This is a genomic window from Paenibacillus sp. 481 (genome assembly GCF_021223605.1).
Classification (GTDB): domain Bacteria; phylum Bacillota; class Bacilli; order Paenibacillales; family Paenibacillaceae; genus Paenibacillus_B.
The window spans coordinates 1,068,935-1,095,251 of the sequence record NZ_CP075175.1; the positions used below are offsets into that span (position 1 = coordinate 1,068,935).

25 protein-coding genes, 1 tRNA gene and 1 pseudogene are annotated in these 26,317 nt (G+C 45.7%); 8 read left to right on the forward strand and 19 right to left on the reverse strand.

Annotated features, from left to right (window positions below; translation table 11 throughout):
• Positions 1-16 precede the first annotated feature (16 nt).
• A complete protein-coding gene (locus KIK04_RS04505; RefSeq protein WP_232277120.1) occupies positions 17-412 on the forward strand; it encodes a bactofilin family protein in 396 nt (131 codons plus the stop codon).
• A gap of 111 nt (positions 413-523) precedes the next feature.
• Here KIK04_RS04505 and ispG read toward each other — a convergent pair whose 3' ends face one another.
• From ispG to KIK04_RS04530, 5 genes are all read right to left on the reverse strand, one after another.
• Positions 524-1,636, reverse strand: coding sequence for a flavodoxin-dependent (E)-4-hydroxy-3-methylbut-2-enyl-diphosphate synthase (ispG, locus tag KIK04_RS04510; protein ID WP_232277121.1), 1,113 nt, complete (start codon positions 1,634-1,636; stop codon positions 524-526).
• A 42-nt stretch (positions 1,637-1,678) separates the two neighbouring features.
• Positions 1,679-2,926 carry an ATP-dependent protease ATP-binding subunit ClpX gene (gene clpX, locus KIK04_RS04515; protein WP_232277122.1) on the reverse strand — a complete coding sequence of 416 codons (1,248 nt, stop codon included), beginning with the start codon at positions 2,924-2,926 and terminating at the stop codon, positions 1,679-1,681.
• Positions 2,927-2,939: 13 nt separating this feature from the next.
• Positions 2,940-3,536 (reverse strand): ATP-dependent Clp endopeptidase proteolytic subunit ClpP, encoded by a 597-nt coding sequence (gene clpP, locus KIK04_RS04520; protein ID WP_232277123.1) that lies wholly within the window; start codon positions 3,534-3,536, stop codon positions 2,940-2,942.
• A 242-nt stretch (positions 3,537-3,778) separates the two neighbouring features.
• Entirely contained in the window at positions 3,779-5,065 is a 1,287-nt protein-coding gene (gene tig, locus KIK04_RS04525) for a trigger factor (protein ID WP_232277124.1), read from the reverse strand.
• Positions 5,066-5,204: 139 nt separating this feature from the next.
• Positions 5,205-6,248: a hypothetical protein gene (locus KIK04_RS04530; protein ID WP_232277125.1), complete on the reverse strand. Its 1,044-nt coding sequence runs from the start codon at positions 6,246-6,248 to the stop codon at positions 5,205-5,207.
• Between the two features lie 233 nt (positions 6,249-6,481).
• Between KIK04_RS04530 and KIK04_RS04535 the strand changes: the two genes are divergently transcribed.
• The 3 genes and pseudogenes from KIK04_RS04535 to KIK04_RS04540 all read left to right on the forward strand — a co-directional run bounded on the left by KIK04_RS04535 (position 6,482) and on the right by KIK04_RS04540 (position 8,525).
• Positions 6,482-6,558: transfer RNA gene (locus tag KIK04_RS04535), tRNA-Arg, on the forward strand.
• A gap of 786 nt (positions 6,559-7,344) precedes the next feature.
• Positions 7,345-7,524 (forward strand): annotated as a pseudogene (locus tag KIK04_RS24380) (IS5/IS1182 family transposase); the annotation flags it as partial.
• 227 nt (positions 7,525-7,751) lie between these two features.
• Positions 7,752-8,525, forward strand: a complete 774-nt coding sequence (locus tag KIK04_RS04540) for a MerR family transcriptional regulator (protein WP_232277126.1) — start codon at positions 7,752-7,754, stop codon at positions 8,523-8,525.
• 422 nt (positions 8,526-8,947) lie between these two features.
• On the opposite strand, the gene KIK04_RS04545 is transcribed toward KIK04_RS04540, so the two are convergent.
• Entirely contained in the window at positions 8,948-10,507 is a 1,560-nt protein-coding gene (locus tag KIK04_RS04545; protein WP_232277127.1) for a S41 family peptidase, read from the reverse strand.
• A 128-nt stretch (positions 10,508-10,635) separates the two neighbouring features.
• Between KIK04_RS04545 and KIK04_RS04550 the strand changes: the two genes are divergently transcribed.
• Positions 10,636-10,938, forward strand: coding sequence for a magnetosome magnetite crystal formation protein family (locus tag KIK04_RS04550; RefSeq protein ID WP_232277128.1), 303 nt, complete (start codon positions 10,636-10,638; stop codon positions 10,936-10,938).
• On the opposite strand, the gene KIK04_RS04555 is transcribed toward KIK04_RS04550, so the two are convergent.
• From KIK04_RS04555 to KIK04_RS04570, 4 genes are all read right to left on the reverse strand, one after another.
• Entirely contained in the window at positions 10,935-11,414 is a 480-nt protein-coding gene (locus tag KIK04_RS04555) for a 2-thiouracil desulfurase family protein (protein ID WP_232277129.1), read from the reverse strand. The genes KIK04_RS04550 and KIK04_RS04555 overlap by 4 nt on opposite strands.
• Before the next feature lie 106 nt (positions 11,415-11,520).
• Positions 11,521-11,667 carry a hypothetical protein gene (locus tag KIK04_RS04560; protein WP_232277130.1) on the reverse strand — a complete coding sequence of 49 codons (147 nt, stop codon included), beginning with the start codon at positions 11,665-11,667 and terminating at the stop codon, positions 11,521-11,523.
• Positions 11,668-11,672: 5 nt separating this feature from the next.
• Entirely contained in the window at positions 11,673-12,029 is a 357-nt protein-coding gene (locus KIK04_RS04565; RefSeq protein ID WP_232277131.1) for a carboxypeptidase, read from the reverse strand.
• On the reverse strand, positions 12,013-12,336 hold the full coding sequence (locus KIK04_RS04570; RefSeq protein ID WP_232277132.1) for a helix-hairpin-helix domain-containing protein: 324 nt from the start codon (positions 12,334-12,336) through the stop codon (positions 12,013-12,015). The genes KIK04_RS04565 and KIK04_RS04570 overlap by 17 nt, the downstream gene beginning before the upstream one ends.
• Before the next feature lie 184 nt (positions 12,337-12,520).
• Here KIK04_RS04570 and asnB point away from each other — a divergent pair, with 184 nt between their 5' ends.
• The gene (asnB, locus tag KIK04_RS04575; protein ID WP_232277133.1) at positions 12,521-14,368 is read left to right on the forward strand and encodes an asparagine synthase (glutamine-hydrolyzing); all 1,848 of its coding nucleotides are present in this window, start codon (positions 12,521-12,523) and stop codon (positions 14,366-14,368) included.
• Between the two features lie 213 nt (positions 14,369-14,581).
• Here the strand turns inward: asnB and KIK04_RS04580 are convergent, their stop codons facing one another.
• The 4 genes from KIK04_RS04580 to KIK04_RS04595 form a co-directional block, all read right to left on the reverse strand.
• Positions 14,582-15,892, reverse strand: a complete 1,311-nt coding sequence (locus KIK04_RS04580) for a homocysteine synthase (RefSeq protein WP_232277134.1) — start codon at positions 15,890-15,892, stop codon at positions 14,582-14,584.
• Positions 15,893-16,176: 284 nt separating this feature from the next.
• Positions 16,177-16,827, reverse strand: coding sequence for an RdgB/HAM1 family non-canonical purine NTP pyrophosphatase (gene rdgB, locus KIK04_RS04585; RefSeq protein WP_232277135.1), 651 nt, complete (start codon positions 16,825-16,827; stop codon positions 16,177-16,179).
• 5 nt (positions 16,828-16,832) lie between these two features.
• Positions 16,833-17,621, reverse strand: a complete 789-nt coding sequence (gene rph, locus KIK04_RS04590; RefSeq protein WP_232277136.1) for a ribonuclease PH — start codon at positions 17,619-17,621, stop codon at positions 16,833-16,835.
• 100 nt (positions 17,622-17,721) lie between these two features.
• A complete protein-coding gene (locus KIK04_RS04595; RefSeq protein WP_232277137.1) occupies positions 17,722-18,798 on the reverse strand; it encodes a GerMN domain-containing protein in 1,077 nt (358 codons plus the stop codon).
• A gap of 421 nt (positions 18,799-19,219) precedes the next feature.
• Between KIK04_RS04595 and KIK04_RS04600 the strand changes: the two genes are divergently transcribed.
• A complete protein-coding gene (locus KIK04_RS04600; RefSeq protein WP_232278593.1) occupies positions 19,220-19,723 on the forward strand; it encodes a phosphatidylglycerophosphatase A family protein in 504 nt (167 codons plus the stop codon).
• Between the two features lie 137 nt (positions 19,724-19,860).
• Here the strand turns inward: KIK04_RS04600 and KIK04_RS04605 are convergent, their stop codons facing one another.
• The 5 genes from KIK04_RS04605 to KIK04_RS04625 all read right to left on the reverse strand — a co-directional run bounded on the left by KIK04_RS04605 (position 19,861) and on the right by KIK04_RS04625 (position 24,827).
• Positions 19,861-20,733: a D-alanyl-D-alanine carboxypeptidase family protein gene (locus tag KIK04_RS04605; RefSeq protein ID WP_232277138.1), complete on the reverse strand. Its 873-nt coding sequence runs from the start codon at positions 20,731-20,733 to the stop codon at positions 19,861-19,863.
• 189 nt (positions 20,734-20,922) lie between these two features.
• Entirely contained in the window at positions 20,923-22,089 is a 1,167-nt protein-coding gene (locus KIK04_RS04610) for a sensor histidine kinase (RefSeq protein WP_232277139.1), read from the reverse strand.
• Positions 22,079-22,774: a response regulator transcription factor gene (locus KIK04_RS04615; RefSeq protein WP_232277140.1), complete on the reverse strand. Its 696-nt coding sequence runs from the start codon at positions 22,772-22,774 to the stop codon at positions 22,079-22,081. Before KIK04_RS04615 ends, KIK04_RS04610 begins: the two co-directional genes overlap by 11 nt.
• A gap of 218 nt (positions 22,775-22,992) precedes the next feature.
• Entirely contained in the window at positions 22,993-24,036 is a 1,044-nt protein-coding gene (locus KIK04_RS04620) for an MBL fold metallo-hydrolase (protein WP_232277141.1), read from the reverse strand.
• A 56-nt stretch (positions 24,037-24,092) separates the two neighbouring features.
• Positions 24,093-24,827 (reverse strand): class I SAM-dependent methyltransferase, encoded by a 735-nt coding sequence (locus tag KIK04_RS04625; RefSeq protein ID WP_232277142.1) that lies wholly within the window; start codon positions 24,825-24,827, stop codon positions 24,093-24,095.
• A gap of 123 nt (positions 24,828-24,950) precedes the next feature.
• Between KIK04_RS04625 and KIK04_RS04630 the strand changes: the two genes are divergently transcribed.
• Positions 24,951-26,243: a hemolysin family protein gene (locus KIK04_RS04630; RefSeq protein WP_232277143.1), complete on the forward strand. Its 1,293-nt coding sequence runs from the start codon at positions 24,951-24,953 to the stop codon at positions 26,241-26,243.
• Positions 26,244-26,317: the final 74 nt, after the last annotated feature.

Consider the following 26,317-nt stretch of genomic DNA (forward strand, 5'->3'; position numbering starts at 1 on the left):
GGAAGGGGAACGGAAAATGTTTCAAAGGCAACCTGCAGTAAAAAAAACGATTAGTACTGACACATTAATTGGACAAGCTACCCGTATAGAAGGTCAAATTCATTGCGATACGGACTTGCGAATTGAAGGTCATGTCAATGGGGATGTCGTCTGCACACGCGATGTCACAGTCGGCGAATCTGGACGTGTAACATCCAATTTGAAAGCAGCTAACGTCGTATTAGCAGGCCAATTGCATGGAGATGTTGAAATCAGCGGCAACCTGATGATCGAAACTACAGGCGTACTGAATGGCAATTTCACGTGTGCATCCCTCATCATTAAAGAAGGCGGAACGTTCAATGGTTCTAGCCGCATGTCGAGCGATACGACACCCAAGCATCAAGACGACAAAGCTGATGACCTATCGTAGCCTCATTTATGAAGACTAAGCTGTGAAATAGCATACCCTATAACGAAATAAAAGAAAGCCTGACCGCACTCCAATCCTGAGTTCGGCACAGGCTTTCTGACATTCGTCTTATTACACACGAGCTTCGTGCTCCTCACGCCCAGGAATAACGCCAGTGCGTTCGTATTCAACGACGATATGGTCGATTTCTTTCTTCAATTCGTTAAGCAATTCGGCTTCTGGAACTTTGCGAATCATTTTTCCGTAACGGAACAACAATCCCTCGCCACGTGCTCCAGCAATCCCAATATCCGCTTCCCTTGCTTCACCTGGTCCATTTACAGCACAGCCAAGCACAGAAACTTTAATCGGCACCTTAATTTTTGAAATATATTCTTCAACTTCATTCGCGATTGAAAATAGATCAATATCAAGACGTCCACATGTCGGACAAGAAACAAGTGTTGCCGCATTGGAAATCAAACCGAACGACTTCAACAATTCGCGCGCTACTTTGATCTCCTCAACCGGATCGGCACTTAAGCTTATCCGTACAGTAGAACCAATTCCTAAAGCCAATAGCGCACCTAGACCAGCTGCACTCTTAACTGTACCGGAGAATAGTGTCCCCGCTTCAGTAATTCCTAAGTGTAGCGGATACTTAATCACTTCCGCTGCCTTCGTGTAAGCTGCAATTGCCATCGGTACATCTGAAGCTTTCAACGAGACGATGATATCATGGAAATCAAGCTCTTCCAAAATCTTGATATGTTCCAACGCACTCTCAACCATCGCTTCTGGTGTCGGATAGCCGTATTTTTCAAGCAAGTGATTTTCCAAAGAGCCCGCGTTAACCCCAATCCGAATCGGAATGCCGCGTTCTTTACAAGCATTAACAACAGCTTCCACTTTTTCACGACGACCGATATTCCCCGGGTTAATCCGAACTTTATCGATCCCGTTCTCGATCGCTTTAAGCGCGAGTCGGTAGTCAAAGTGAATGTCAGCGACGAGCGGAATCGAAATCCGCTTCTTAATTTCTTTAATCGCTTCAGCCGCTTCCTGATTGTTGACCGTTACACGTACAATTTGACAACCCGCTTCTTCAAGACGAAGAATCTCAGCGACAGTCGCCTCAACGTCAGCAGTTTTCGTCGTACACATACTTTGCATAATGACTTCGTTGTTGCCGCCAATCGTGATGTTTCCTACTTGTACAGGTCTAGTCTGATGTCTCAAATACATAGTCCATTCTCTCCCATACGAAATAACAGCGGAAAAGCGCCCTTAGGCGCTCTCCTCTTTCTTGCTCTCCGCCGTCAATTCCGGAATCATTCGTTCACGAACTACCTGCTCCGTAATGACACATGTCGATACATCTTCACGCGACGGTACTTCGTACATCAAGTCGAGCATAATGCCTTCAATGATCGCACGCAAACCACGCGCACCCGTGCTGCGCTTAATCGCTTCACGAGCAATCGCTTCTAACGCACCCGCATCGAATTCCAACTTAACGTTATCCATCTCAAGCAGCTTCTGGTACTGCTTCGTCAGGGCATTCTTCGGCTCGCTCAAAATACGAACTAACGTATTCTCATCAAGCGGCTCCAGCGTTGAAATGACTGGCAAACGTCCGACAAACTCCGGAATGAGTCCGAATTTAAGAAGATCCTCAGGTAATGTGAGGGTCAAATATTCGCCTGGTTTCAAATCTTTTTGCAAACCGTCTGCGTTAAAACCGATAATCTTCTTACCTACGCGACGTTTAATGATTTGCTCAAGACCGTCAAACGCACCACCACAAATGAACAAGATGTTCGTCGTATCAATTTGAATAAACTCTTGATGAGGATGCTTGCGTCCACCTTGTGGAGGAACAGAAGCTACTGTACCTTCAAGAATCTTAAGGAGTGCTTGCTGCACACCTTCGCCTGATACGTCACGCGTGATGGATGGGTTCTCCGATTTACGAGCTACTTTATCGATTTCATCGATATAGATGATGCCGCGCTCTGCTTTTTCCACGTCATAATCTGCCGCTTGAATAAGCTTCAACAAAATATTCTCGACATCTTCGCCCACGTAACCTGCTTCTGTCAAAGACGTTGCATCAGCGATCGCAAATGGCACGTTCAAAATCTTAGCCATCGTTTGCGCGAGCAATGTTTTACCCGATCCAGTTGGACCTACAAGCAAAATGTTACTCTTCTGCAATTCTACGTCTTCCAGCTTGTTCTGGGAGTTGATACGTTTATAGTGATTGTACACCGCTACCGACAATGATTTCTTCGCTTGCTCTTGACCAATAACGTATTGGTCCAAAATTCCACGAATATCTTTCGGCTTCGGAATATCTTTCAGATCAATTTCTTCTTCGCTGCCGAGCTCCTCTTCAACAATTTCGTTGCAAAGCTCGATGCACTCGTCGCATATATAAACGCCTGGCCCCGCAACAAGCTTACGTACTTGCTCTTGCGATTTGCCACAGAACGAACATTTCAGTTGTCCCTTTTCATCGTTAAATTTAAACATGAGCTCTCCCTCCTTACTTCAACGCTTCGCTGCCCGGATATAGTACGGTATCAATTAACCCGTATTCCTTCGCATCTTCCGCGCTCATGAAGTTGTCGCGATCCGTGTCGCGCTCGATTTTTTCATAGGATTGACCTGTGCGCTCCACGTAAATTTGATTCAACTTTTCCTTGGTCTTCAAAATCCAATCGGTATGAATCTTGATGTCCGAAGCTTGACCGCGAACACCGCCCAAAGGTTGGTGAATCATCACTTCGCTGTTTGGCAACGCGAAGCGTTTGCCAGGTGCGCCAGCAGTTAACAATAATGAGCCCATGCTTGCTGCCATACCTAAACAAATCGTGGATACAGCCGGCTTAATATGGTTCATCGTATCATAAATGGCCATACCTGCCGTAACAGAGCCACCTGGAGAGTTAATGTACAAGGCAATGTCCTTCTCAGGATCATCTGCTGCCAAGAAGAGTAGCTGCGCAATGATGCTGTTAGCTACATCATCATCAATAGCGCTGCCAAGGAAGATGATGCGATCCTTTAGCAAGCGCGAGTAAATATCGTAAGAGCGTTCGCCGCGATTCGTCTGTTCGATGACCATCGGGATTAGGTTCATGGTACCGACCTCTTTTCTTTTACAAAGCTACTTTATTATTTTAGCACGTTCTGAACTCAATGTCATTTTTACACCGTTTACCACTAGTGTATGTGATAACAATACACCTATGAATATGTACACCCTCAATTGGGTAGTGAAACGTTATGTGAAATTTTAAAAAAATAAGGCACGCTTAAAAATAACGTGCCTTATCCTGTTATGCTGACGTGCACATGTACACGTCAGCCATATATATGCGATTAGTTCTTGCTGTTATCAACGATGAATTTGATTGTTTTGCGCAGCAAAGCCTCGTCACGCAAGTTCTCAATTGTACCGTTATTCTCCAAGATGGAGCGGATCTCTTCAGCGGAACGTTGGTACATTTGAGCCATTTTCTCAAGCTCTTCTGCCAATTCTTCTTCGGAGACTGTCAAGTTTTCTTCTTTAGCGATTTGGTCCAACACAAGGTTGTTCGCAACGCGCTTCTTAGCTTCTGTTTGCATTTGCTCACGCAAATCAGCGATCGTTTGACCAGACAACGTCAAGAACATGTCGATAGTCATGCCTTGTTGACGAAGACGGTTGTCAAGATCTTTAACCATATGTTGAATTTCAGACTCGATCATGGAGTGTGGAATTTCAACGTCTGCGTTCTCAGCAGCTTTCTCAACTACAGCCGCTTCACGAGCTGCTTGTCCTTCACGCTCTTTACGATCTTGAAGTTGTTTTTGCAAGTCTGCTTTGTACTCGTCAAGTGTATCGAACTCACTTACGTCTTTAGCGAACTCATCATCCAATTGTGGAAGCTGTTTACGCTTGATTTCGTGAATTTTCACTTTGAATGTAGCTTGTTTGCCAGCCAAGTTCTCTGCATGGTAGTGCTCTGGGAACGTAACTTCAACATCTTTGAAGTCGCCAGTTCCAAGACCAATCAATTGATCTTCGAAACCTGGAATGAACGTGTTGGAGCCAAGCTCCAAGCTGTAACGCTCGCCTTTGCCACCTTCGAATGCTTCGCCATCAACGAAACCTTCGAAGTCCATAACAACAGTGTCACCTTTAGCAGCTGTATCTTCGTCAACGATGATCAGCTCAGCATGACGTTGTTGCAAACGCTCAAGCTCTGCGCTCAACTCTTCTTCAGTTACTTCAACAGCAGCTGTTTCAACTACCAAGCCTTTGTATTCGCCAAGCTTAACTTCAGGCTTAACTGTTACTTTTGCTTTGAATTTGAATGTTTGACCGCGGCCGAATTGCTGAACTTCAACTTCCGGTTGATCAACTGGGCTGATGTTCGTTTCTTTCACTGCTTCGGAGTAAACGCCTGGCAAGATGATGTCAATTGCGTCTTGATACAAGCTTTCTACACCAAATTTAGCTTCAAAAATTGGGCGTGGAATTTTACCTTTGCGGAATCCAGGTACGTTAACTTGCTTGGACACCTTTTTAAATGCTTGATCGAGAGCTTCAGTAACACGCTCTACATTTACTTCTACTTCAAGAACCCCTACGTTCTTCTCTATTTTTTCCCAAGTTGCTTTCATTTTATGCCTTCCCCTCCAAAATAAATCACATGGCTAGAGTGTAACTACACGTTCGTAATAACCCACTACATTATATCCGACAATGTCCTCTTTTTCAAGGAGGTGACATTTAACGACATTCCCTTTTTAAATACCACTATTAAAGGGCCTCTTCCCCACCGCTTAGCGAACGTGACAATAAACGCAGCGCACGCTCATATTCCGCAATTAAATCGCCATTAATATGATAATCATTTTTCACATCTGACTCTGCAAGACTGAGGTGCAGCAAGCCCGCAACGATCCGGTGTAGGGCAGCAGCCCAGACCCGATTATGTCCCTCGTCTGCTTGGCAAAGTTGCTCATAGAGCGGGCTACCATAAATCGCTTTTAAAAATTGCTGCCATAACTCCTGCGCAAAGTAGGCTAATGAAGGTTCTGAAACCGCAGCATGTTTGTGTACTTGTTCCGCCGGCGCGTAAGCACACGTTGGAAACGAAGCTGCGTTTAAGGGTGTATCTTCAATATGAACGGTAATCGAATCATTACCTTTTTTAAAAGTGACACGACCTGTCATGTCTCTGCGTTTTAGGGTTTGTAATATTCCAAATTGTAAAATAGGATGCAGCAATTCGGTTTCAAGCATGTGCTTCATCTCACCGTTCAATTGCGCATCTTCAGCGTGCACCAACTGCTCCAACATAAGCAGCTTACGGTCGTCCAACGGTCCCTCGCGCAAACCATTCAGCAAGCGCGACAAATATTGATCGTCGGCTTCGATTTTCGCTTGCAGTCGCTGTCGTACAAGCTCGTGCTCCGCTTCTTCCTCATCTTCTGCATCGATCGCTTCACAGTTCCCATCCAGCTCGCCTTCGTCCTCATACCCGTCGTAGACAGCGTCATCATTCGCGGAGTAAGGAAAAGCTTTCTCCAACCAATCCAGCAAAGCTTGCCATTCAGCACGGTGTTGTTCCAGCTCCCCCCCGCACTGCAGCAAAAATCGAAGCAAACTAATCGCTTCACCATACCGCTCCGTCTCCAACATACGCGTTAATTCAATTTGATAGTAATCATGCGTCTTCGGAAATAAGACAACATTACTCCGTGTCGTGTTTATCCGTTTGGAATCCGTAATAAGGGTCACCTTCTTTCTAAATAAGCCGTAATGAAGCAACCGCAAGCAGTCTGTCCGTTTACGCTTCAATTAATGAAGCAATATCCATCTTTCTGCATTATAGCACAATCAAATTCCGATTCCACTTGACCGACATTTGACTCAACTGACCAGGTTACCTGCATCGACTTGTGAAAAATTATGTATCGCTAACTCGTTTTTTCAAAAAAGTGTTGCACACCTTGAATCGCTATGTTATGATATTTCCTGTGTCTGTTTCATATGTTCATTATTCGACTATATGAACGAACTATTCATTATTTGTCCCAGTAGCTCAGCAGGATAGAGCAACGGCCTTCTAAGCCGTCGGTCGGGGGTTCGAATCCCTCCTGGGACGCCATTTTTTTCCATTAATTAATATTTAAACAAATGACTATAGCCTCTAAACCGCTGATACAACAGGGTTTTGGGGCTTTTTTTGTTCTCTCCTCTCATGAAAAGATCACAATAGGAAACGATAGAAATCAGAATTATTTTACACACGTTTTACACAATACATGTACATAAAAGTTCCATAACATTAACGTCATATAGCCCACCCTATTTCATCCAATTTACGGGATGTGGTCAAGAAGAAAAACACGACTAACAACGTCCAGCAACCAGAACAAAAAGTAGAAGAATCACGGTGTATGACATCGAATCTCAATATATCAAGAAAAGAGAGCTCTGGGGCTCTCTCAGCTTGTCGAGAAACCTCTGTTTGTTAGGACGAAGGGTTCTCTTTATTGAGATAACGGCAAGTAGCTTCGTACTTATCGGTTCGTAGTCAGTTGCTCGCTTGTGCCCTAACCGTTGGTGGTCAGCTGATTCACAGCGGCTGCACTCCTAACGGTTGCCACAGTTGTTATTTCAGCGAAAATGAACCCATTCAACATGTAACGATTATGAGGGCGCTTATTTCGATGAAAAGAGCTGGATTTGAAATGAAATTCGAGAAATACGCTCACCTATAACCGTTAGAAATCAAAACGAGGCGAATCTGGCGATATAGCCACTACGGCAACCGTTAAGAACTAACTTTGCTTTCTCAACAGCTATTTTTACATTCTACTATTTTCATACGGCAACGCGTTAATATTGTATATCATAAGGAAATAAATCAATTCAGTAATGTATTCTAAATATGCTGCGTTCCAATCGTGTGAAACAACAGTCCTTTGAATTTGTTTCAATTGAAGAATTGGTTCCTCAAGGCTATCTGCTTCGTAAAGTGGATAAGCACATAAATTTCTCCTTTATTGATGAAAAGGTCCGTCCTCTTTATTGTACAGATAATGGACGACCAGCTATTGAACCTGTTGTGTGATTTAAATGATCTTTTTAGTTAATTTTTACGGCAACCGTGCAGAACACGCTGTACATTTAACGCTAGTATACTTAAAAAAAGAGAACCGCGTCGACTGGTCAGCTCGTTCGTATTGTCACGCTAAGTGCGATCTGACCCAAGCCCACAGAAACCCTTATCGCAAAAAATAGGTTTGACTCTCACGTTACGTGATCGTTTATCGTTATGTTCAGGAGGTAATCAGCATGAGTTATACCGTAAAAGATGTGTCCCGCCTGTCCAGCGTCAGTGTGCGTACGCTGCATCATTATGATGAAATCGACCTATTAAAGCCCGCTTACTGCGGGGACAATGGCTATCGCTATTATGAACAGTATCAGCTCATTCGTTTGCAGCAAATCTTGTTCTTTCGGGAGTTGGAATTTTCTTTAGTCGATATAAAGAAAATATTGGACAGTAGTACGTTTAACCAGTTGGAGGCGCTGTCCGAGCAGCGCAAGTTGCTTGAGATGAAAACGGAGCGGTTGAACAAGCTGATGGAGACCATTGATTATACGATGGAACATTTGAAGGGAGAAACAAAGATGTCTAATCATAAGATAGAGCAATTATATGAAGGCTTTGATAAGCAAAAACAAAAAGCGTACGAACGTGAATTGGTGGAACGATACGGCCCGGACACGCAAAAATCGATCGATGCTACGAACGAAAAAGTAAAAGGTTGGGACGGCCAAAAGTTTAATGTCTTAAATCACGAGTGGGAATTGCTACTCGCGGAAATGGCGCAAGCGATGCAGGCTGGCGAGGAGTTTACGGGTGAACGAGTGCAGCAGATTACGGAGCGTCATTTTAAGTGGCTGACGAATTTTTATGTTCCGACGGCAGAAGTGTACACGGGCCTTGGGCAAATGTATGCGGAGCATGATGATTTTCAGCGAAAAATAGAGGCTGTGGTACCGGGTTTGGCGAACTTCTTGCGCGATGCGATGGCGTTCTATGCGGAGCAGCATTTAGCGTAAGTGTGTTAAAGGCGATATGCGCAGGTGCTAAACAGCCTGCCCGTCTATTCTTCAAGCAACGAAGAAGGTCGATTTCGAGCTCGGGAACCAATCCGAACCGAAAATCGACCTTCTTTTTTGCAAGGTTACACTTACGCAATTGGTGTAATTCACATAATTTACGCAAGTTATGTAAGTTGCACGAGTTACGTGCTAGTCAACTGCCTCTCTTTGGCTTAGCACCACTTATGGTACAGCAGCTACTTGCGTTAGATGGCTAGGCTGACCTAGGTTAGATTGATTTACATTAGGTTACATTAGTTTACATTAGATTAAGCTTAGTTATATTAGGTTACATAAGACTACATTAGATTAAGTTAAGTTAAGTTATATTAGATTGCATGAAGTGGCGCTAGATAAGACTAAGTTAGGATTGGCTAAGCTTAGCTTGCCTTAAAAGACAGACGAAGCTGCTCGCCCTCAAGCTTCCATTCGAGCTGCGGGAAATACTTGTCCAGCTCATTTACCTTTAAATACTGAAGTTCACCTTGGGTCTTTACCGCACCATTCTCGTGCGGAAAGACGTAACGACGGTTGTCGGTCGTGAATACGAGCTGGCTTTTGTCACTATTCCATGTTACTTCAGCCCCGACAAGCGCACCTAACGTATGCGCGTTCACGTATACTCCGTTCGCTTCGACGATCCATTTCAATCGCTCTGCATCGCCAAAGCGCTTGCCATTCAGCGTCAATGACTGCGCATCTTGCACCATATCAAATCGCTGTTCACCTACAACTCGCAGCCCACGAATGATTTGTGCAAGCCAATCTTGCTCAACAATGTCCGGTGTTAGACCGACTTCGTTCACTTTATGTTTGTTCGGAGTCAAATACTCTAAAATCGTAACACTCATACCGTCCGCCTTAGGAAACGCAACGTAAGATTGCATCACACCTTTGCCAAACGTCTTGACCCCTACCAATGTAGCCGTCTTATTATCCTGAAGGGCGCCACCCAAAATTTCCGAGGCACTCGCGGAATACTCGTCGACAAGCATCACAATCGGCATATCGAGCTTGCTGCCGTCTTTAATTTCCGTCGGCGTCAATTTCCCCGTCCGATCTTTCGTATACATCAACGTTCCCTGCTCCATCATTTGCGAAGCCATTTGATGCGCAGAATCCACAACTCCACCTAAATTTTGACGAACATCCAGTACAAGCGCTTTCCATTTTTGCTGCTTCCCTGTTTCCAGCGCTTGTTTAAACTGTTCATCCGTATCTTGGCCAAAGCCCGTTACTTGAATATAACCAATGCTCTCCCCAATCGTCGAACCCGTTACCGTTGGATGCACAACTTCTGTATAAGGGACTGTAACATGCAACTGTTCCTCTCCACGCTTCACAATCAGCTTAGCAGATTGCCCCTCTTTTCCTGTAACGAACTCCGCCATAGCATCGTCATTTAACGTTTTCAACGGCTTGCCATTAATAGACACGATGTAATCATTCACTTGCAAGCTCGATTTTGCCGCAGGGCCTCCAGCCAACAATCCCTTGATATACACACCGGCCTTATTTTCATACGGACTAATGCCTAGTGCTAGTATTTTGTTATTTAAAATGGCATCCACATAAAATTGCTTAAACTGTTCTTTTGTAAAATAGCGCGTATATTTATCATTAATACGTTTATTTATTTCTTCGATCGACTTTCCTGCAACCTCTTGGGCGGAAATACCACTCACATGGTACTCACTAATTACAAAGCGGTATGCTTCTTCTGGTGTAGCACGTTTGAAAAAATTGCGCTGCTGCTCATCAAGGAGATAATTCCACCACTCCATAATCATGTTGAGATGTTGCTGTTGTTCCTGTTGTTCCTGTTGTTCCTTGCTTTGCTGTTCACTCGCAAATACAGGGATTGGAAGTGTAATGTTCCAAATCAATAAACCCGTGCACACCATTTTTACAACTTTTTTAAAAAATCGGTCATTCCTCATGATGCCCTCCTAAGTAGTTGAAGCCATTAATGATTAGTAAATTAAACCAAAAAAAATGATGAATCTTATCATTCTAACATACAACTATTTATTTAGGGATAACCTAATAAAAAAGGAGTGATTCCGTTATGGAACCGAGATATTTATTAGCAGCTTTAAGCTATTTTAGCATCTTTTTTGGTGGTGTACTTATCCCGTTAGTTATCGCCCTAGTCACCAATGACTCTTACACCAAGCACCATGCTTGGAAGGCCTTGGTGTCTCATGTCTTGCCGTTTGCTTTTATACTCGTATTCATCATTTCGCTACTTAGTGGTTCCGTTACGATAAGCTTCGGTCTAGGGTTGTTGTTCTTCTTTATTAGCATTGGCTTAGTGATATGGAATGTTGTGATGGGTATTCGCGTACTGCGCGAGGGTAACGTATTTTAGTGCGATCCGCTATGCTGTTGGGCGAGCCAATCCATAAATTCATGTTCGGATTGCACGTGGAAACCTGCCTGACGAAGTAATACAGCCGTTACACCTTCTCCTAGCAAAGTCGTACCCGAAAATGTGCCGTCATAAATGAATGCACTCCCGCAAGAAGGACTATGCTCCTTTAATACGACCGTGTCGGCTTGCACTTGTCTGGCCCGCTCCAGCGTACGATAAGCGCCAGCGACATACATGTCGGTCACATCTTCACCTGTGCGCGTCTTAATGTACGCTGTACCTGCCAACACGTCAGCTCCCGACCCGCCTACAATTTCGGCGGGCTCGCGCGGTGTCTCCAGACCACCAAGCAATTCGGGACAGACGACGACAGCGGCGCCTTCCTCCACAAGACGTGCGACCTGCTCCGACAAACGATGCGTGCCGTTATAACGGCAAGGAATACCAGCAAGACATGAACTGACCATAATCATTTCGCTTCCCCCTCATGATCGCAAAATAGGCTGAGGACACATTCGTGTCGCTCAGCCGTCTTCATTATGTCACTTATACAACTATTGCGCAATAGATCAGCTTGATTTATTTCCCATGCATATTTCCACTTTTTTCATCTGTCCAAGGGCTTTTCTGAGCTGCATGCTTTACATTTTTCATAAGAACTTCTTGGGCGAACTCATTGTTGTGCGCATACTTGTTACCTTTGTTCTTTTTAAACTTGTCCGACATGTTCTTCACCTCCCTTCTAAATCAAACAGCCAATCCAACTGCTTGCGCACTTGCTCATCACCTAATATATTGTCTAGAAAATGCGCTCTCGTATTCCAACCCGCACACGGGTCATCTTGCACAAATGATTCGTTCGCAACTTCTTCAAAGGCGTTATGCATATTATTGTCATACCAATCTGTCGAGTAATTGGCATCATTTCTAAGAACTTTGACAATATGATAGCCACCACTGCGCACAGGTGTCACATAGACGAGCAGCGGCGTCTCCTGCTTGCTTTCAGGCAATATTCCGATCTCTGCACATAGTTGACCATCGATCTCTACCGGACGGCGGTATTTCACTTCACGAATTTCGTACATGGACAATCTCCTTTTGCAAAAATTGCTTCGTTTCCGGTGTACCGATCCCGTAAATGTACTGGTACACGTGAGACAGTGATTGCTTATAAGGGTTGTTAATCGACTCATTGGATTCGTTGGTGACGAACATAATGTTGTCTACAAATCCATCTTCCTCCGCATCTGCGGATTCATTCATCAGCTCGATGAGTTGATCACGCTCTGCATCGGTAGCTTCAACAATAAATTCATAAGAGGTGGCTGTCGCATCAGCAATCACGGAACGACCGCTGACGGAGACGTAATAGCGCTGTTTGTCTTCGCTCATAACGCGTCCCCCTTCCTTTTTTATTAGGTTCCCCCTCTGGACATACATCTTATGCTGATTTTCGCATACCTTTGTTATTATCTCGTTTTTTGCTGGTAAGCCGATGCTCGGTTGTCCGGCCTTATATACGAAAAAAAAGAAATGATGTGGAATGATGCGGATTTATGCGAGAGGATGAACAACGATGTGTGGAATAACAGGGTGGATCGATTGGCAGCGGGATTTAACCCAATACTCTGGCATTTTAGAACAAATGACCGAGACGTTAACGTCCCGCGGGCCTGATGCAAAAGGGACTTGGATCGCAGGTCCTTGCGCACTGGGACACCGTCGTCTGGCGGTCATTGACCCTGAAAATGGTGCTCAACCGATGATTCGCCATACTGAAGGCGGCACGTTTGCGATCGTGTATAACGGAGAACTGTACAATTTGTTAGAGCTGCGGCGTGAATTAGAGAGCAGAGGTCACCACTTTGTAACGAAGTGTGATACAGAGGTGCTGCTTGTAGCCTATATCGAATGGCGAGAAGCTTTTGTTGAAAAGCTGAACGGCATTTTTGCGTGTGCGATATGGAATGAGCAGGAGCAGCAGTTGTTTATGGCACGCGATCGACTTGGCGTGAAACCACTCTTTTATGCCAAAGGAGACGGCTGGTTCTCCTTCAGCTCTGAACCGAAGGCGCTGCTCGCGCATCCTGATGTTACGCCTACCATTGGGCCAGAAGGTGTAGCAGAAATTTGGATGGTCAGTCCGGCTCGCACGCCAGGCCAAGGCATATACGAGTCGTTGGCTGAGCTAAAGCCAGGTCATACGCTACGCTACAACCGAGACGGCGTGAAAACGTCTGTTTATTGGAAGCTTCAGAGCTATGCGCACGAGGCCGATGTGGAAGCGACAGCCGAGCATGTGCGCCATTTGCTAGAAGATACGGTCGAACGGCAGCTTATTTCGGATGTTCCTGTATGTACGCTGCTATCGGGCGGGTTGGATTCCAGCGCCCTGACAGCGCTGACGGTACGCCATTATGAGCGTAAAGGGCTAGGTCAACTGCATACGTATTCGGTCGATTATATCGATAACGATAAACATTTTACATCGCATGCCTTCCAGCCAAATGCGGATGAGCCTTGGATACGCCGGATGGTTGATGAGCTTCGTACTGAGCATCATTGGATTCAGGTTGATACTCCGGATCTCGTTCATGCGTTGGAACGAGCTGTGCAAGTTCGTGACTTACCGGGTATGACCGATGTGGATAGTTCGTTGCTGCTGTTCTGTCACGAGATTAAAAAAGGGGCAACTGTCGCTTTGTCGGGCGAAGCCGCAGATGAAGTGTTCGGTGGTTACCCTTGGTTCCACCGTGAGGAAGCGCTAAATGCGAACACCTTTCCGTGGGCGCTGGCAACCTCACTACGAGCGGGCTTATTAAAGCCTGAAGTTGCTGCTGCGATTCGGGCAGAGGAATATGTAAACGACAGGTATGCCGATGCGGTGGCAGAGGTACCGCGTCTAGCTGGCGAAGATACGCCAGCAGAACGAATGCGTATTATGTCTTACTTAAATATTACCCGCTTTATGCCGACACTGCTTGACCGGAAAGATCGGATGAGTATGGGTGTCGGGCTTGAAGTTCGGGTTCCCTATACGGATCACAGACTCGTCGAATATGTATTTAACGTTCCGTGGAGCATTAAAACGCACGGTAATCGCGAAAAAGGATTGCTGCGCAAAGCGTTGGAAGGGCTGTTGCCCGAGGACGTATTGTACCGGAAAAAGAGCCCTTATCCGAAGACACACAATCCGAACTATTTGAATACGGTGCGCAAATTAGCTTTAGAACGACTGGATGATTCCACGTCGCCATTGCATCAGTTTGTCAATGCTGCGCGTATTCGCGAAATAGCGGCTTCATCTGAAGCAAGCTCGCATTTGCCATGGTTCGGGCAGCTCATGTCAGGCCCGCAGCTATTTGCCTATTTGCTGCAAGTGGATTATTGGCTGCGCCATTACCGCATTCAAGTATCGTGGTAATGGAAGGGTTAGAAATAGGGTTAGCGACAGAATTAGGGATAGAATTAGCGATAGAGTCAAGGATAGGATCAGGGGTATAGTCAGAGCTTGGTCAGCATACTCACCTTACAGCCTCATGAATACACATGAATGCACAAGAAGACACACCGCCATTGTATCGTTCGCAATGAGGAACGATCACCGTCGGTGTGTCTTTGTGTTGCTCAGACTGTATTACTTTTGCACAGAAGCTGGCTGACTCGCACGAATCGCTTGGTCTAAATCGTACAAAATATCGTCAATCGATTCGGTACCAATCGATAACCGGATAAGTCCTGGGGTTACGCCAGCAGTCAACTGTTCAGCTTCGTTGAGTTGTTGATGAGTCGTACTAGCTGGATGAATAATAAGCGATTTGGAATCACCGACGTTCGCTAAGTGGGAGAACAACTTGACATGACTGATCACGTTGCGGCCCGCTTCGACACCGCCGTTAATTTCAAAGGTGAGAATAGCACCTTGACCTTTTGGTAAATATTTTTGTGCGAGTTCGTAGGATGGATGACTCGGCAGCCCGCTGTAGCTAACTGAAAGCACAGCTTCATGAGCCTCAAGAAATTGCGCGACTTTAAGCGCGTTCTCGCTATGACGTTCAAGTCGAAGATGGAGCGTTTCTAATCCTTGCAGCAGTAAGAAGGCGTTAAATGGAGACAGGGTAGCTCCTAAATCACGCAGCAATTGCACACGCGCTTTAATGATGTAGGCGATTGGGCCAACGGCTTGGGTGTACACAAGACCATGATAACTCGGGTCAGGCGTCGTCAAGCCTGGGAACTTGTCACTCGCGCTCCAGTCGAACTTCCCGCTATCGACAATAACGCCACCGATTGAAGTGCCGTGCCCCCCGATAAACTTCGTTGCGGAATGGACGACAATGTCCGCTCCGAACTCAATCGGACGCAGCAAATACGGGCTTGGAAACGTGTTATCCACAATGAACGGCACCCCGTGCTCATGGGCAATGTTAGCTACTGCTTCAATGTCTAGCACGTCCCCTTTCGGGTTTCCAATCGCTTCGGCGTATACCGCTTTCGTCTTACTTGTAATCGCTTTGCGGAAGTTCTCTGGATCGCTGCCATCTACAAAATGCACCTTGATGCCAAGCTTCGGCAGCGTATTGGCGAATAAGTTATATGTCCCTCCGTACAAAGTCGAGGCAGACACGATTTCATCCCCGGCTTCAGCGATATTTAGTATCGCATACGTGATCGCCGCTTGCCCGGAAGCTGTCGCAAGCGCACCCGCTCCGCCTTCAAGTGCAGCGACGCGTTTTTCAAACACATCTGTCGTCGGATTCATTAGACGGGTATAAATGTTACCAAACTCTTTTAATGAGAACAAATTCGCAGCGTGCTCCGTGTCCCTAAAATTGTACGATGTCGTCTGATATAGCGGTACCGCTCGCGATAACGTCGTCGGGTCTACCTCTTGCCCTGCATGTACGGCTAACGTTTCCAGTCCAAAAGCTCTTGGCGCTTCACTCATTTCATCCTAGCCTCCTCTGTTGAATTGTACCTATTTTAGATCAATTTTTTACCATTGGGAAGCACAAATTCATAGTAAACCTATCAGAAATTAAGATTTATTGCCGTTCCTACGCAAAAAAAGGAAGGAGGAGCAAGGTTGTGCAGCATAAAAAAGGACATCTGCACAATAATTGTTGTGTAGATGTCCTAGTTGAATATTCACTGATAGGGCTATATAAAATTGTATGGACGGAATCACAAACTATGCCGCCAACCAGCAATATCCCCGCTATGTACCACAAGTTAAGCTTGCTGCAATTGCGCGATTAACTTGCGTAATGCCGCACCACGGTGGCTAATAAGCTGCTTCTTCTCAGGAGGAAGCTCCGCCATCGTGAGATCATAGTCGGGTACATAAAAATACGGATCATAGCCAAAGCCATATTCCCCATGTGCATGTTCGATAATAGCCCCGTCTGCTGTACCCTCTGCTGCATGAATCCGGTCTGTCGCCGGGTCGTAGAGCACGAGAGAACATACAAACTGTGCTGCGCTTAACGGCGCACCAAGGTCAGCTCGCGCCGACAACTGCGCTGCGCCGTCCCACGCTGGCAACTGCTGTAGCGTTGCCACAAGCTTGGCGTTGTTGGCCGCGTCATTGCCGTGCTCGCCTGCGTAACGCGCAGAATAGACGCCTGGCGCTCCGTTTAAGCGGTCCACGCACAGCCCCGAATCGTCTGCCAATACAGGCAGTTGCAACACTTGGGCAACGGTGCGCGCCTTCTTCAAGGCGTTATCGTAGAACGTAGCCCCATCTTCCACAACGTCTGGAATGTTGGGGTAATCCTTCATGCTTAATACACGTTTGCCGAGCGCGGCGAATGCCAGCTCAAACTCTTTAAGCTTTCCTTTATTGCCAGTTGCAATAATAATGGTATCACTCGCAATCGACACGGCTATTACGCTCCCCCAGATGTTTGAGCAGCTTCAGCTTTCGCAATCGCCGATGCTTGCGCTTCAATTTTAGCGACAATCGGTCCTAAGGCCTCTTTTTGCAGCTCAATGATGCTCTGAATGCCTTGTTCTGCTGATGCAAGCAACGCGTTCAATTCCTCACGCGAAAACGGGCTTTCTTCGCCTGTTCCTTGCACCTCGACAAACTTACCAGCGCCTGTCATCACGACATTCATATCAACCTTAGCCGTTGAATCCTCTTCGTAATTCAAATCCAATAGCGTCTGTCCTTGAATGATGCCAACGCTCACCGATGCAAGAAAATCTGTGATCGGGAATTTCGCTAATTTGTGCTGCTCCGCGACCTTGTTGATCGCGATCGCCATCGCCACAAACGCTCCTGTAATGGATGTTGTGCGCGTGCCGCCGTCTGCTTGAATAACGTCGCAATCTAGCGTAATCGTACGCTCGCCGAGTGCTTGCAAATCGACAACTGAGCGAAGTGCGCGTCCAATGAGACGCTGAATTTCCATCGTCCGCCCCGTGAGCTTGCCACGAGCTGCTTCACGATGGTTGCGCACTTGCGTTGCACGCGGAAGCATAGCGTATTCCGCAGTAATCCAGCCTTTTCCTTGCCCCTTCATAAACGGGGGTACTCTTTCCTCAATCGACGCGGTGCAAATTACTTTCGTATCACCTACTTCAATCGTGACCGAGCCCTCCGCATATTTATTCGTGTTCGTCCGAATTGAAATCGGGCGGGTCTGTTCCGCCGTTCGTCCGTTGCTTCTCATTCAAGTGCCTCCTACAATTCCTCTGTCGTCCGTTAAGTAACATTCCCTATTTTATCAAAGACGAAGGCGAAAATCATCCTAATCTAACGATATTTTGTCGTTATCCTTTCCACATAGGGTTAACAACAGGGCGTGATACTGGCTGGGAATAGTCTTTCTCGTCTGTACCACGAATATCCGCAACGCCATTAATTCGTATTTGTACTTTGCCGACTCCCGCTTGTTCGGTTAAGGATAATACTACGGCATGAAGCAGCTCCGAAGGAACCCGCTCGCCTTTTTCAAACATAGAATCCGCCAGATCGACCGTGATGACGTCCTCTTTTCGTTCGATGCTATTTATTTTTGTCTCCTGCGTAGCGACCATTGCTAAGGCCTGCTTGTCTAATGGGCCCGCAATAATTTGCTGGATCGTCGCCGTAACAGGATCTTGGCTCGGCTCGATTAGGCGGGTGACTGGCACGTAATAGCCCTTACCTTCTTGCGTCATCGCTGAAAAGTACAACGTCACGGGCATCGAGTGTAAATAGTTGACACTATCGCCTTTTTCCACGTTAATGCCATAGCTCCGACTGAGCGGAATATCGAGCGGTGTACCGTCGACAGGCATTTCGTTTAATTTTTTGGAATCCAACCATAATTGAACTCGCTCCACGTCTGGCAATGAGGTTAGCGTCCATGTAATCGACTCCAGCAGCTCGCGCTCTTGCTTGGGTTCGTAATCGGCAAAAGATTTGGAGAACTCGACAATAGCCAACTTCTGCTTCGGTTCCAGCTTCACATTCAGGACTCGTGTTCCTTCAGGCAAAGGTGCCGTAAATCCAGCGGGCAGTTTCTGCTGATGCACACCGCCTTTCACGAGCATTTCCAGCGCTGCTGTCGCTAGCGCTTTAGGTTCCGCTTGATCCCAATGATAGGAAATCGGGGCTAAATAGCCGTTCCGGTCTTTTACATATACTGTCATATTCGGTTTTTGCGCATGCTCATCAGAGCCCGTATTCATCGTTGCGGCCGTAGCCTTAGATTGTCCATCTGCTGCGGCCAGCATTTGCGCTTCCAGTTCAGCCGGAGGCGTGTCAATCAGCGCACTTTCCCCTCCACCACACGCAGTTATGAGTAATGGTACCGTTACACAAAATACTAAAGCTCCTCGGCGTATCATTTGAACTTGCATCATTTTCACACCCTCCCAAAGGCTTTTTGTGACTTGTTTGTCCTATATATACGAAAGGGCTGTCCCAAACATGACGATATGCTCCAATTTTAAGTTAGGAATTGACTTAGATAGGTAGATGCTAGGTTGATGCATGGTTCTGCACCAACTGGAAAACGTAATAGGGATTTTGGCAGATCGAACAAACGACATGATGCAGCAAGATGTGGCAGAAAGAGGTTACGTTTTCACAAGTCCGAAAACTTTGGTACAATTACCCTAATACATGTAGCATTATTGATTTGAACAAACAGACGAGGTGAAATCCGTGACAACTCCGAACCATCAAAATGAACAAGCGAACGATGCTCTTAACGAAGCGGAGCGCAATGTGCCAGTAAAAGCTCCATACAGTTTGGATAGTGACAAAGTTGAAGCGGCTACGATGGAATGGCTGCGCAAACGCGGCATTAAATTGGAACAAATCGCGGAGCTAGTCATGTTTTTGCAGCAAAAGTATTTCCCAGAGCTGACGATCGAATATTGTATGTATAATATTGAGCAAGTATTGCGTAAGCGCGAGGTGCAAAATGCGATCTTAACGGGCATTCAACTCGATATTTTGGCAGAGGAAGGCAAGTTAATTCCAGCGCTGCAAGAAATGGTGGAAAATGATGAAGGGCTGTACGGGGTGGACGAGGTGCTGGCATTGTCCATCGTGAACGTATACGGCAGCATTGGATTTACGAACTTTGGCTATGTAGACAAGATGAAGTATGGTGTGTTGGAGCAACTAAACGATAAGAGCGACGGTCACATTCATACGTTCTTGGACGATATCGTAGGCGCGATCGCAGCTGCGGCGAGCAGCCGGATTGCCCACCGCAAGCAAGCAGAACGTGAAGCGGAGATGGCGCAATTGAAAGCGAAAGCGGATTCGGAAGCGTAGGCTCAAGCACAAGTGTAAACAGCGTAAGGAATCATTTCATTAGTAATCAGTATCGGGGTAGTGCAAATGTGCAATTCTAGTTGTACGTAGGTTGTATGTAGGTTGTAAGTTGCTCATTTGACACTACTCCGTAATCGTTAAAAAAAAGGAATATTCGGTTTATCAAATCCGTAGGAAAATAGCTTCTTCGTTTCTGTAAAACGCTTGGCATCCTCACTGGTGCCCATGACAACAGAGATCAATCTTTTACCATATTGCTTGGCTGTTCCTGCAAAACAGTAGCCGGCTTCATTGGTAAATCCCGTTTTCAAGCCATCAACCCCTTGAAAGAACGATTTCCGGTTAGCGGAAAAAAGCATTTTATTAGTCGTTGTTAAAGTTACCCCACGATCAGCTAGATGATAAGAAGTAAGCCTCGTTACGTCCACGATATCCGGATAACTTTTTATCAAATGCTGCGCCAACTTGGCTACATCTAAAGCCGTCATCGTTGATTCTTCAGCTTGTTCATTAGGCAGCCCTGTTGCATTTACAAATCGAGTCTGCTCAGACAATTGTAATTGCTTCGCTTTGATATTCATTAGTTGCGTAAATTGGTATTCACTATTTGAAATGTGTTCTGCTAAAGCTACCGCAGCATTATTAGCGGATGATAAGACTATCGCATGAAATAAGTCTTTAACCGTTAGTTGCTCGTCCACTTCGATATTTATGCTCACCCCATCCAAATGCATTGCATGTTCGCTAATCGTCACGAGCTCATCCCATTGTAACTGACCGTTTTGAATTTGCTCTAATACGATATACATCGTCATCATTTTAGACATACTCGCCGGGGCAAGGGCGACGTTTTCATTTTTGCTATAAACAACTTCCCCTGAATGTGCATCTATTAAAATAGCAGCCTTGGCATCAATATAAGGATCCTTCTCAAAAAATACGTAATAAAATAACAGCATGCTTAGTGGAATTACGATGAAGAGGTACTTTGGCTTCTTTACCATGTTCATGGCTAACCCTCCGTTTTTAGGTGTAGAGTTAGTGTAAAATAAACATTTTAATGAAGAGGAAAGAAAAAATAAAGAATTTATAAAGATGTACATATAGATGGGATTGCGCAAAAAAAGAAGGGAGTGTCTCAACAGCCATTGAAAATGACAGTGAGACATTACATTCCCTTCCCGACAGGTTAAGCTTCTTTATGAAGACGCAGGAGAATCGTCTTCTATGTGAAAAGACTTTAATTTTACGGTGAATTTCGTCTTCTCCAAATCACTGCACACTTCGATCGTGCCCTGATGCAGTTCCACAATACTTTTGGCAATGGCTAACCCAAGTCCAGAACCTCCTGAATGGGTGGAGCGGGCTTTGTCCACCCGATAAAAACGTTCAAATATGTACGGCAAATCCGTAGCCGGAATGCTTCTCCCATAATTGGTGATGTCTATGACAACGATGCCCTGTTCTTCACGCGCCGCAATATCAAGAAATCGCCCCGCGCTCCCGTATTTCATCGCATTCACAATTAAGTTCTCAAACACCCTGACTAACTTGTCCCCATCCGCAAGAACCATCAGCTTTTTGGATGAAATTACTTGACGAAATTCCATATTGACCTGCTGGATATCAACCCGAAATTGTACGACTAATTGATCCAACATCTCCGTCATATTGATTGGGGTTTGATGCAGCGGGGTCCCTTTATTTTGAAAACGAGTATATTCAAACAAATCATTCATTAAATGATTGAGCCTTAGCACTTTATCGTATACAATTTCGATATTATAACGTAATTCGACTTCATCTCTGTAATGATCTTGTTGAATGAGGCCTAAGTAGCCGACAATTGACGTTAACGGCGTGCGTAGATCATGTGAAACATTCGTAATCAAATCTTTTTTGGTCTGCTCGATCCGCCGTTCTTCCTCAAGTGAGGCTTTCAATTGCTTCACGATATAATTAATTTCTTTAGCTAAATCCCCTAATTCACAATTCGGCATAACCTTAATTTCATGCTCGAAATTCATATTTCCAATAAAGCGAGTTTCGTTCAATATGTGATGGAAATACGACTTGAGCGCTTGTTTTTTTTCATAAAAATAAAAGAGCACGATAAATACACCAAAAAAAACAACAAGAAAAACATCATAAAGCATATTAAAAAGGCGATCTACATGCCTTGGCCCATAAGCTTGCGCAAATTCCTGACGCATCGTATGAAACGTAATCGAAGTGACATCTAGTCCCCAATAAACTAAGTTAAGCATATACATCGTCACTACCGATAAACATATGGATAATAAGACATATATACTCATTTTCCAAAGCGGAATGGCCCGAATGATGAGGAAAGCACTATTTTTCAATTTTGTATCCCACTCCCCATACCGTATGAATGATTTTCTCCCCTTCTAATGCGACTTCTAACTTCTCTCTGATGTTACTAATGTGAACCATGACCGTTTTGTTGGAATCAAAAGGTGTATCCTTCCACACAAGCTCGAAAATATCTTCTGAACTGTACACCCTGCCCGGATGCGAGGCGAGTAAATACAAAATGTCGAACTCAATCGGTGTTAATTTGATCAACTTATTTTCAACGTTAACCGTATGATTTTCTTTATTAATCGTCAGTGATTTGATCTGAATATTATTGTCTGTGCCTGCTTGATTGGCCGCATGTTGTAAAGAGGATCTTCGAAGCAGCGCTTTGACACGCGCAACGAGTTCCAACGGATTAAAAGGTTTGATCATGTAGTCATCTGCACCTGTCATTAATCCCATTATTTTATCCATATCCTCTGCTTTTGCACTTAACATCAAAATAGGGATATTGCTAAATTGCCTTACTTGTTTACACACTTCTATCCCGTCTACATGGGGCATCATAATGTCTAAGATCATCAAATGGAGCTGCTCGCGCTTCATCATATCTAACGCCTCTAATCCATTGAAAGCGGTATGAATGGTGTACCCTTCATTGCGTAAGTACAAGGCAATCAACTGTACAATTTCCGTTTCATCATCCACGATTAGTATGTGAGTCTTCATTATTATTACGTCCTTCCTTATCACACTTTGCCTATTTAGGTGCAACTTCAGATGCTAATTACGGCGATGAACCCCTTATTTAACCATTGTATATATAAATGACGGTTTTTCAAAATGGTACAAAAAAAAGCCCCGTCGGTAACAAGCAACAGCGAGCAAACGGAGTAAGCTCGCTATTCACTTATACCACGGGACTGTCTTCGTGCTGTACGCTGTTACTACACTTGTACAGCTGCACGCCAGCTCAAGCTAGGAGTTTCGTGTTCAGCTCCAACCTCTTCAATCCTTACCGCTCTGCCACGACGCTCCAGCTCGGCAACATGCGCAATCGCTTCACCCATCGCGAAGCGAAATTGATGAACGCTAAGCTTGCCCACCGTTCCGAACAGTTGGGCACATAGTTCATAACCTGTGCGTGGCGTGGCGAGCAATTGTTCCAACTCGTCCAACCTCTCTTCATGGTGACGCACCAGTTCCTCAATGCGGGCACGCACATGCGTAAACGGATGCCGATGCCCAGGCAAGGCGAGGCGAATGTCCAATGCAAGCAACTGATGTAACCCTTGCAAAAATGAGTGCAGCGGTGCTGGATCACTGTTAGGCAACAAGCTAACGTTAGGCGATATTTGCGGCAGTACATGGTCCCCTGCCAGCAAAGTACCGTGCTGCTCATCGAACAGGCTCATATGTCCTGGCGCATGACCAGCCGTTTCGATCGCGCGCCAAGTTCGGCCGCCGAACGTCAACACCTGTCCATCCGTGAAGTATGTAACGTCTGGCAGCGGTGATACGAGCGGGATAAAGCTGTCCATATGCTCGCGCAACTGTTCTTGTTCGGCCGCGGGGACGCCGTGCAGCCGCATGAACGAAACCATTCGCTCGGTCATTGACTGCTCCTCGCCCCACAGCATTTGCGCATGGCGCCACCCAGTCTCCGACAGCAGCACTGGGACATCGAGCTGCTGTTGCAGCAACCCCGCCATTCCGAGATGATCCGGATGGTAATGGGTTAACACGATGTGATACGCGTTAGCCGCTTCAATTCCGAAATGGCCCAGCACTGCCTCCCAAGCTACTTCCGCTTGGGGCGTGCGCAAGCCAGGGTCAACGATCGTCCAGCCTTCTTCACCCTGTAACAAATAAGCATTCACCCACCGCAGTGAGAAAGGCAGCGGAATACGCACCTGCACAATGGCACCATTCTCACTGTCCCAAGTCGTAATCGGTGGCATCGCTTCCTGTTGTTCGATATGATCACTCATTCCTTCATCATCCCTCCACGCTTCTGCCTCACATCATTGCGGTTACACCAATCGGATTATCGCTTATGCCCCGTAATAATCAGTCTTGCAGAACGCTCTCGACTATACGAATCGGCATCATAACTACCATAAATAGCGTCTACGCAAAGTCCCGCTACGGACAACATCCGGTCAAAATCAGCTAACTCATACAGCTTGACCCGCTCTTCGTAGCGTCGTGTTGCATCTGTAGCCAGATCCGTGAGCACGATATTTTTTTTCACAAATCCGTCCTCAATCGTACGATCTTCTTGAATAGATGTTCCTTCATCCACACGCTCCGAATGAGGAACCAGATGTGCTTGCAAATAACTCGGATTTAAAAAATCAATGATATAACGGCCACCCGGTTTCAATACCCGCTCTATTTCTGTGAACACTTGGGCGTTATCCGCATCATCGACGAAATACCCAAACGAGGTAAATAAATTGACGACCGCATCAAAAGGCCCGTCCATCGGCAAATTGCGCATATCCCCACGTATAAACGTCACTTGGTTATGTTGATCAAAAGCAACAGCTTCTTGAAGCAGCACTTCCGACAAATCCATCCCCGTCACCGTATAGCCTGCATCTGCTAATGCCATCGAATGGCGCCCCATGCCGCAGCATAAATCAAGCACTTGCGCGCCCTTAGGCAATTGCAACCACTCCATCATGCGATGCACTTCTTGCGCAGCACCTTGAAAGTCACGATGCTTGTAGACGAGCAAATAATCCTCTCCAAAACTACGTTCATACCACTCTGACATTTGTTATCACCCCAACGTATTACTTCCATTAATTTTAACGGTTGAACGGTATTTTGCAAACGCCAATAGCGAATAATAACGTGCGGTACAAAACCAATAAACGAAACAAAAGGATTGACGGTCATGATTTTTAACTTATTTCTCGTCGCTGTACTCATCGTGTTAACGGCCTTTTTCGTCGCGACGGAGTTCGCCATTATCAAAATGCGCCCCAGCCGCGTCGATCAACTCGTGATGGAAGGCAAAAACAACGCCATTGCGTTACACAAGGTAACTTCGAACTTGGACGGTTACTTGTCCGCCTGCCAGCTTGGCATTACGATAACAGCACTCGGACTAGGTTGGCTCGGTGAGCCGACCGTGGAAGCACTGCTCCATCCGTTGTTTGGCTGGTTTGGCTTCTCGGCGCGTATTAACGGTATCCTGTCTTTTTTAATCGCCTTTGTCGTGATTACTTTTTTGCACGTTGTATTGGGGGAGCTCGCGCCAAAGACGTTAGCGATCCAAAAGGCCGAAGTAGTCAGCCTCATGTTCGCGAAGCCGATTATTTGGTTCTACAATGTCGCATATCCGTTTATTTGGCTATTGAACGGCTCGGCGAATGGGATTATCTCCTTATTCGGCTTAAAGCCTGTGCATGAGCATGAGAATGCGCACTCGGAAGAAGAAATACGCATTATTTTATCGGAAAGCTATGAAAGTGGAAAAATCAATAAGACCGAATTCGGTTACGTCAGCAAAATATTTGCCTTTGATGAGCTGTCTGCTCGCGAAATTATGGTGCCGCGCACCGATATGGTCTGTCTTTTTACGAATAAATCGTTTCATGAAAACTTACGGACGATCAAGCGGGAACAATATACGCGCTTTCCGGTTGCCGAGGAAAACAAAGATCATTTGATCGGTATTGTGAATACGAAGCAAATCTTTTTAGAATACGATAACAATCCTGATTTTAATTTTCGCAAAATTATTCGCCCTGCCTTGACCGTGTCGGAGGTCATGCCCGTGAAGACGCTGTTACGCCGTATGCAGCAGGAGCATGTGCAGATGGCTATTTTGCTGGACGAGTATGGTGGAACTTCGGGCCTAATTACGATGGAAGATATCCTAGAGGAGATCGTCGGTGAAATTCGAGACGAGTACGACGACGATGAGACGCGGGAAATTATCGAACTTAGTGAAGGGCATTATTTAATCGATGGCAAAGCACCGCTTGGTCATGTCAATGAATTAACCGGACTGCAATTTGAGAGCGAAAATGTGGATACGATTGGCGGCTGGCTGTACAGCCGAAATTCGGAGCTTAAAGCGGGGCAGCCTTATGTGCTGGATGATATGACGTTTACGATTCGGCGTAAAGACCGCCATCGGATTCGTCAGCTGGAACTACTCATCCATGCTAAGAAAGAGTAGGAAGCTGCGATGGATGTTATAAATATGAAGCGTCTCCCCTCAATTCGTGATTGGACTCATGAGATGGGTAAGAC

Coding starts and splice junctions, on each gene's coding strand:
- KIK04_RS04505 (WP_232277120.1), top strand. CDS start 17: ATGTTTCAAAGGCAACCTGCAGTAAAAAAAACGATTAGTACTGACACA.
- KIK04_RS04555 (WP_232277129.1), bottom strand. CDS start 11,414: ATGATTATGGTCAGTTCATGTCTTGCTGGTATTCCTTGCCGTTATAAC.
- KIK04_RS04605 (WP_232277138.1), bottom strand. CDS start 20,733: ATGAACATGGTAAAGAAGCCAAAGTACCTCTTCATCGTAATTCCACTA.
- KIK04_RS04580 (WP_232277134.1), bottom strand. CDS start 15,892: ATGAGTGAAGCGCCAAGAGCTTTTGGACTGGAAACGTTAGCCGTACAT.
- KIK04_RS04560 (WP_232277130.1), bottom strand. CDS start 11,667: ATGTCGGACAAGTTTAAAAAGAACAAAGGTAACAAGTATGCGCACAAC.
- ispG (WP_232277121.1), bottom strand. CDS start 1,636: ATGTATTTGAGACATCAGACTAGACCTGTACAAGTAGGAAACATCACG.
- KIK04_RS04540 (WP_232277126.1), top strand. CDS start 7,752: ATGAGTTATACCGTAAAAGATGTGTCCCGCCTGTCCAGCGTCAGTGTG.
- KIK04_RS04620 (WP_232277141.1), bottom strand. CDS start 24,036: ATGAGTGATCATATCGAACAACAGGAAGCGATGCCACCGATTACGACT.
- KIK04_RS04550 (WP_232277128.1), top strand. CDS start 10,636: ATGGAACCGAGATATTTATTAGCAGCTTTAAGCTATTTTAGCATCTTT.
- KIK04_RS04615 (WP_232277140.1), bottom strand. CDS start 22,774: ATGAAGACTCACATACTAATCGTGGATGATGAAACGGAAATTGTACAG.
- KIK04_RS04570 (WP_232277132.1), bottom strand. CDS start 12,336: ATGAGCGAAGACAAACAGCGCTATTACGTCTCCGTCAGCGGTCGTTCC.
- KIK04_RS04625 (WP_232277142.1), bottom strand. CDS start 24,827: ATGTCAGAGTGGTATGAACGTAGTTTTGGAGAGGATTATTTGCTCGTC.
- rph (WP_232277136.1), bottom strand. CDS start 17,621: ATGAGAAGCAACGGACGAACGGCGGAACAGACCCGCCCGATTTCAATT.
- KIK04_RS04545 (WP_232277127.1), bottom strand. CDS start 10,507: ATGAGGAATGACCGATTTTTTAAAAAAGTTGTAAAAATGGTGTGCACG.
- tig (WP_232277124.1), bottom strand. CDS start 5,065: ATGAAAGCAACTTGGGAAAAAATAGAGAAGAACGTAGGGGTTCTTGAA.
- KIK04_RS04630 (WP_232277143.1), top strand. CDS start 24,951: ATGATTTTTAACTTATTTCTCGTCGCTGTACTCATCGTGTTAACGGCC.
- clpP (WP_232277123.1), bottom strand. CDS start 3,536: ATGAACCTAATCCCGATGGTCATCGAACAGACGAATCGCGGCGAACGC.
- asnB (WP_232277133.1), top strand. CDS start 12,521: ATGTGTGGAATAACAGGGTGGATCGATTGGCAGCGGGATTTAACCCAA.
- KIK04_RS04565 (WP_232277131.1), bottom strand. CDS start 12,029: ATGTACGAAATTCGTGAAGTGAAATACCGCCGTCCGGTAGAGATCGAT.
- KIK04_RS04600 (WP_232278593.1), top strand. CDS start 19,220: ATGGAATGGCTGCGCAAACGCGGCATTAAATTGGAACAAATCGCGGAG.
- clpX (WP_232277122.1), bottom strand. CDS start 2,926: ATGTTTAAATTTAACGATGAAAAGGGACAACTGAAATGTTCGTTCTGT.
- KIK04_RS04595 (WP_232277137.1), bottom strand. CDS start 18,798: ATGATGCAAGTTCAAATGATACGCCGAGGAGCTTTAGTATTTTGTGTA.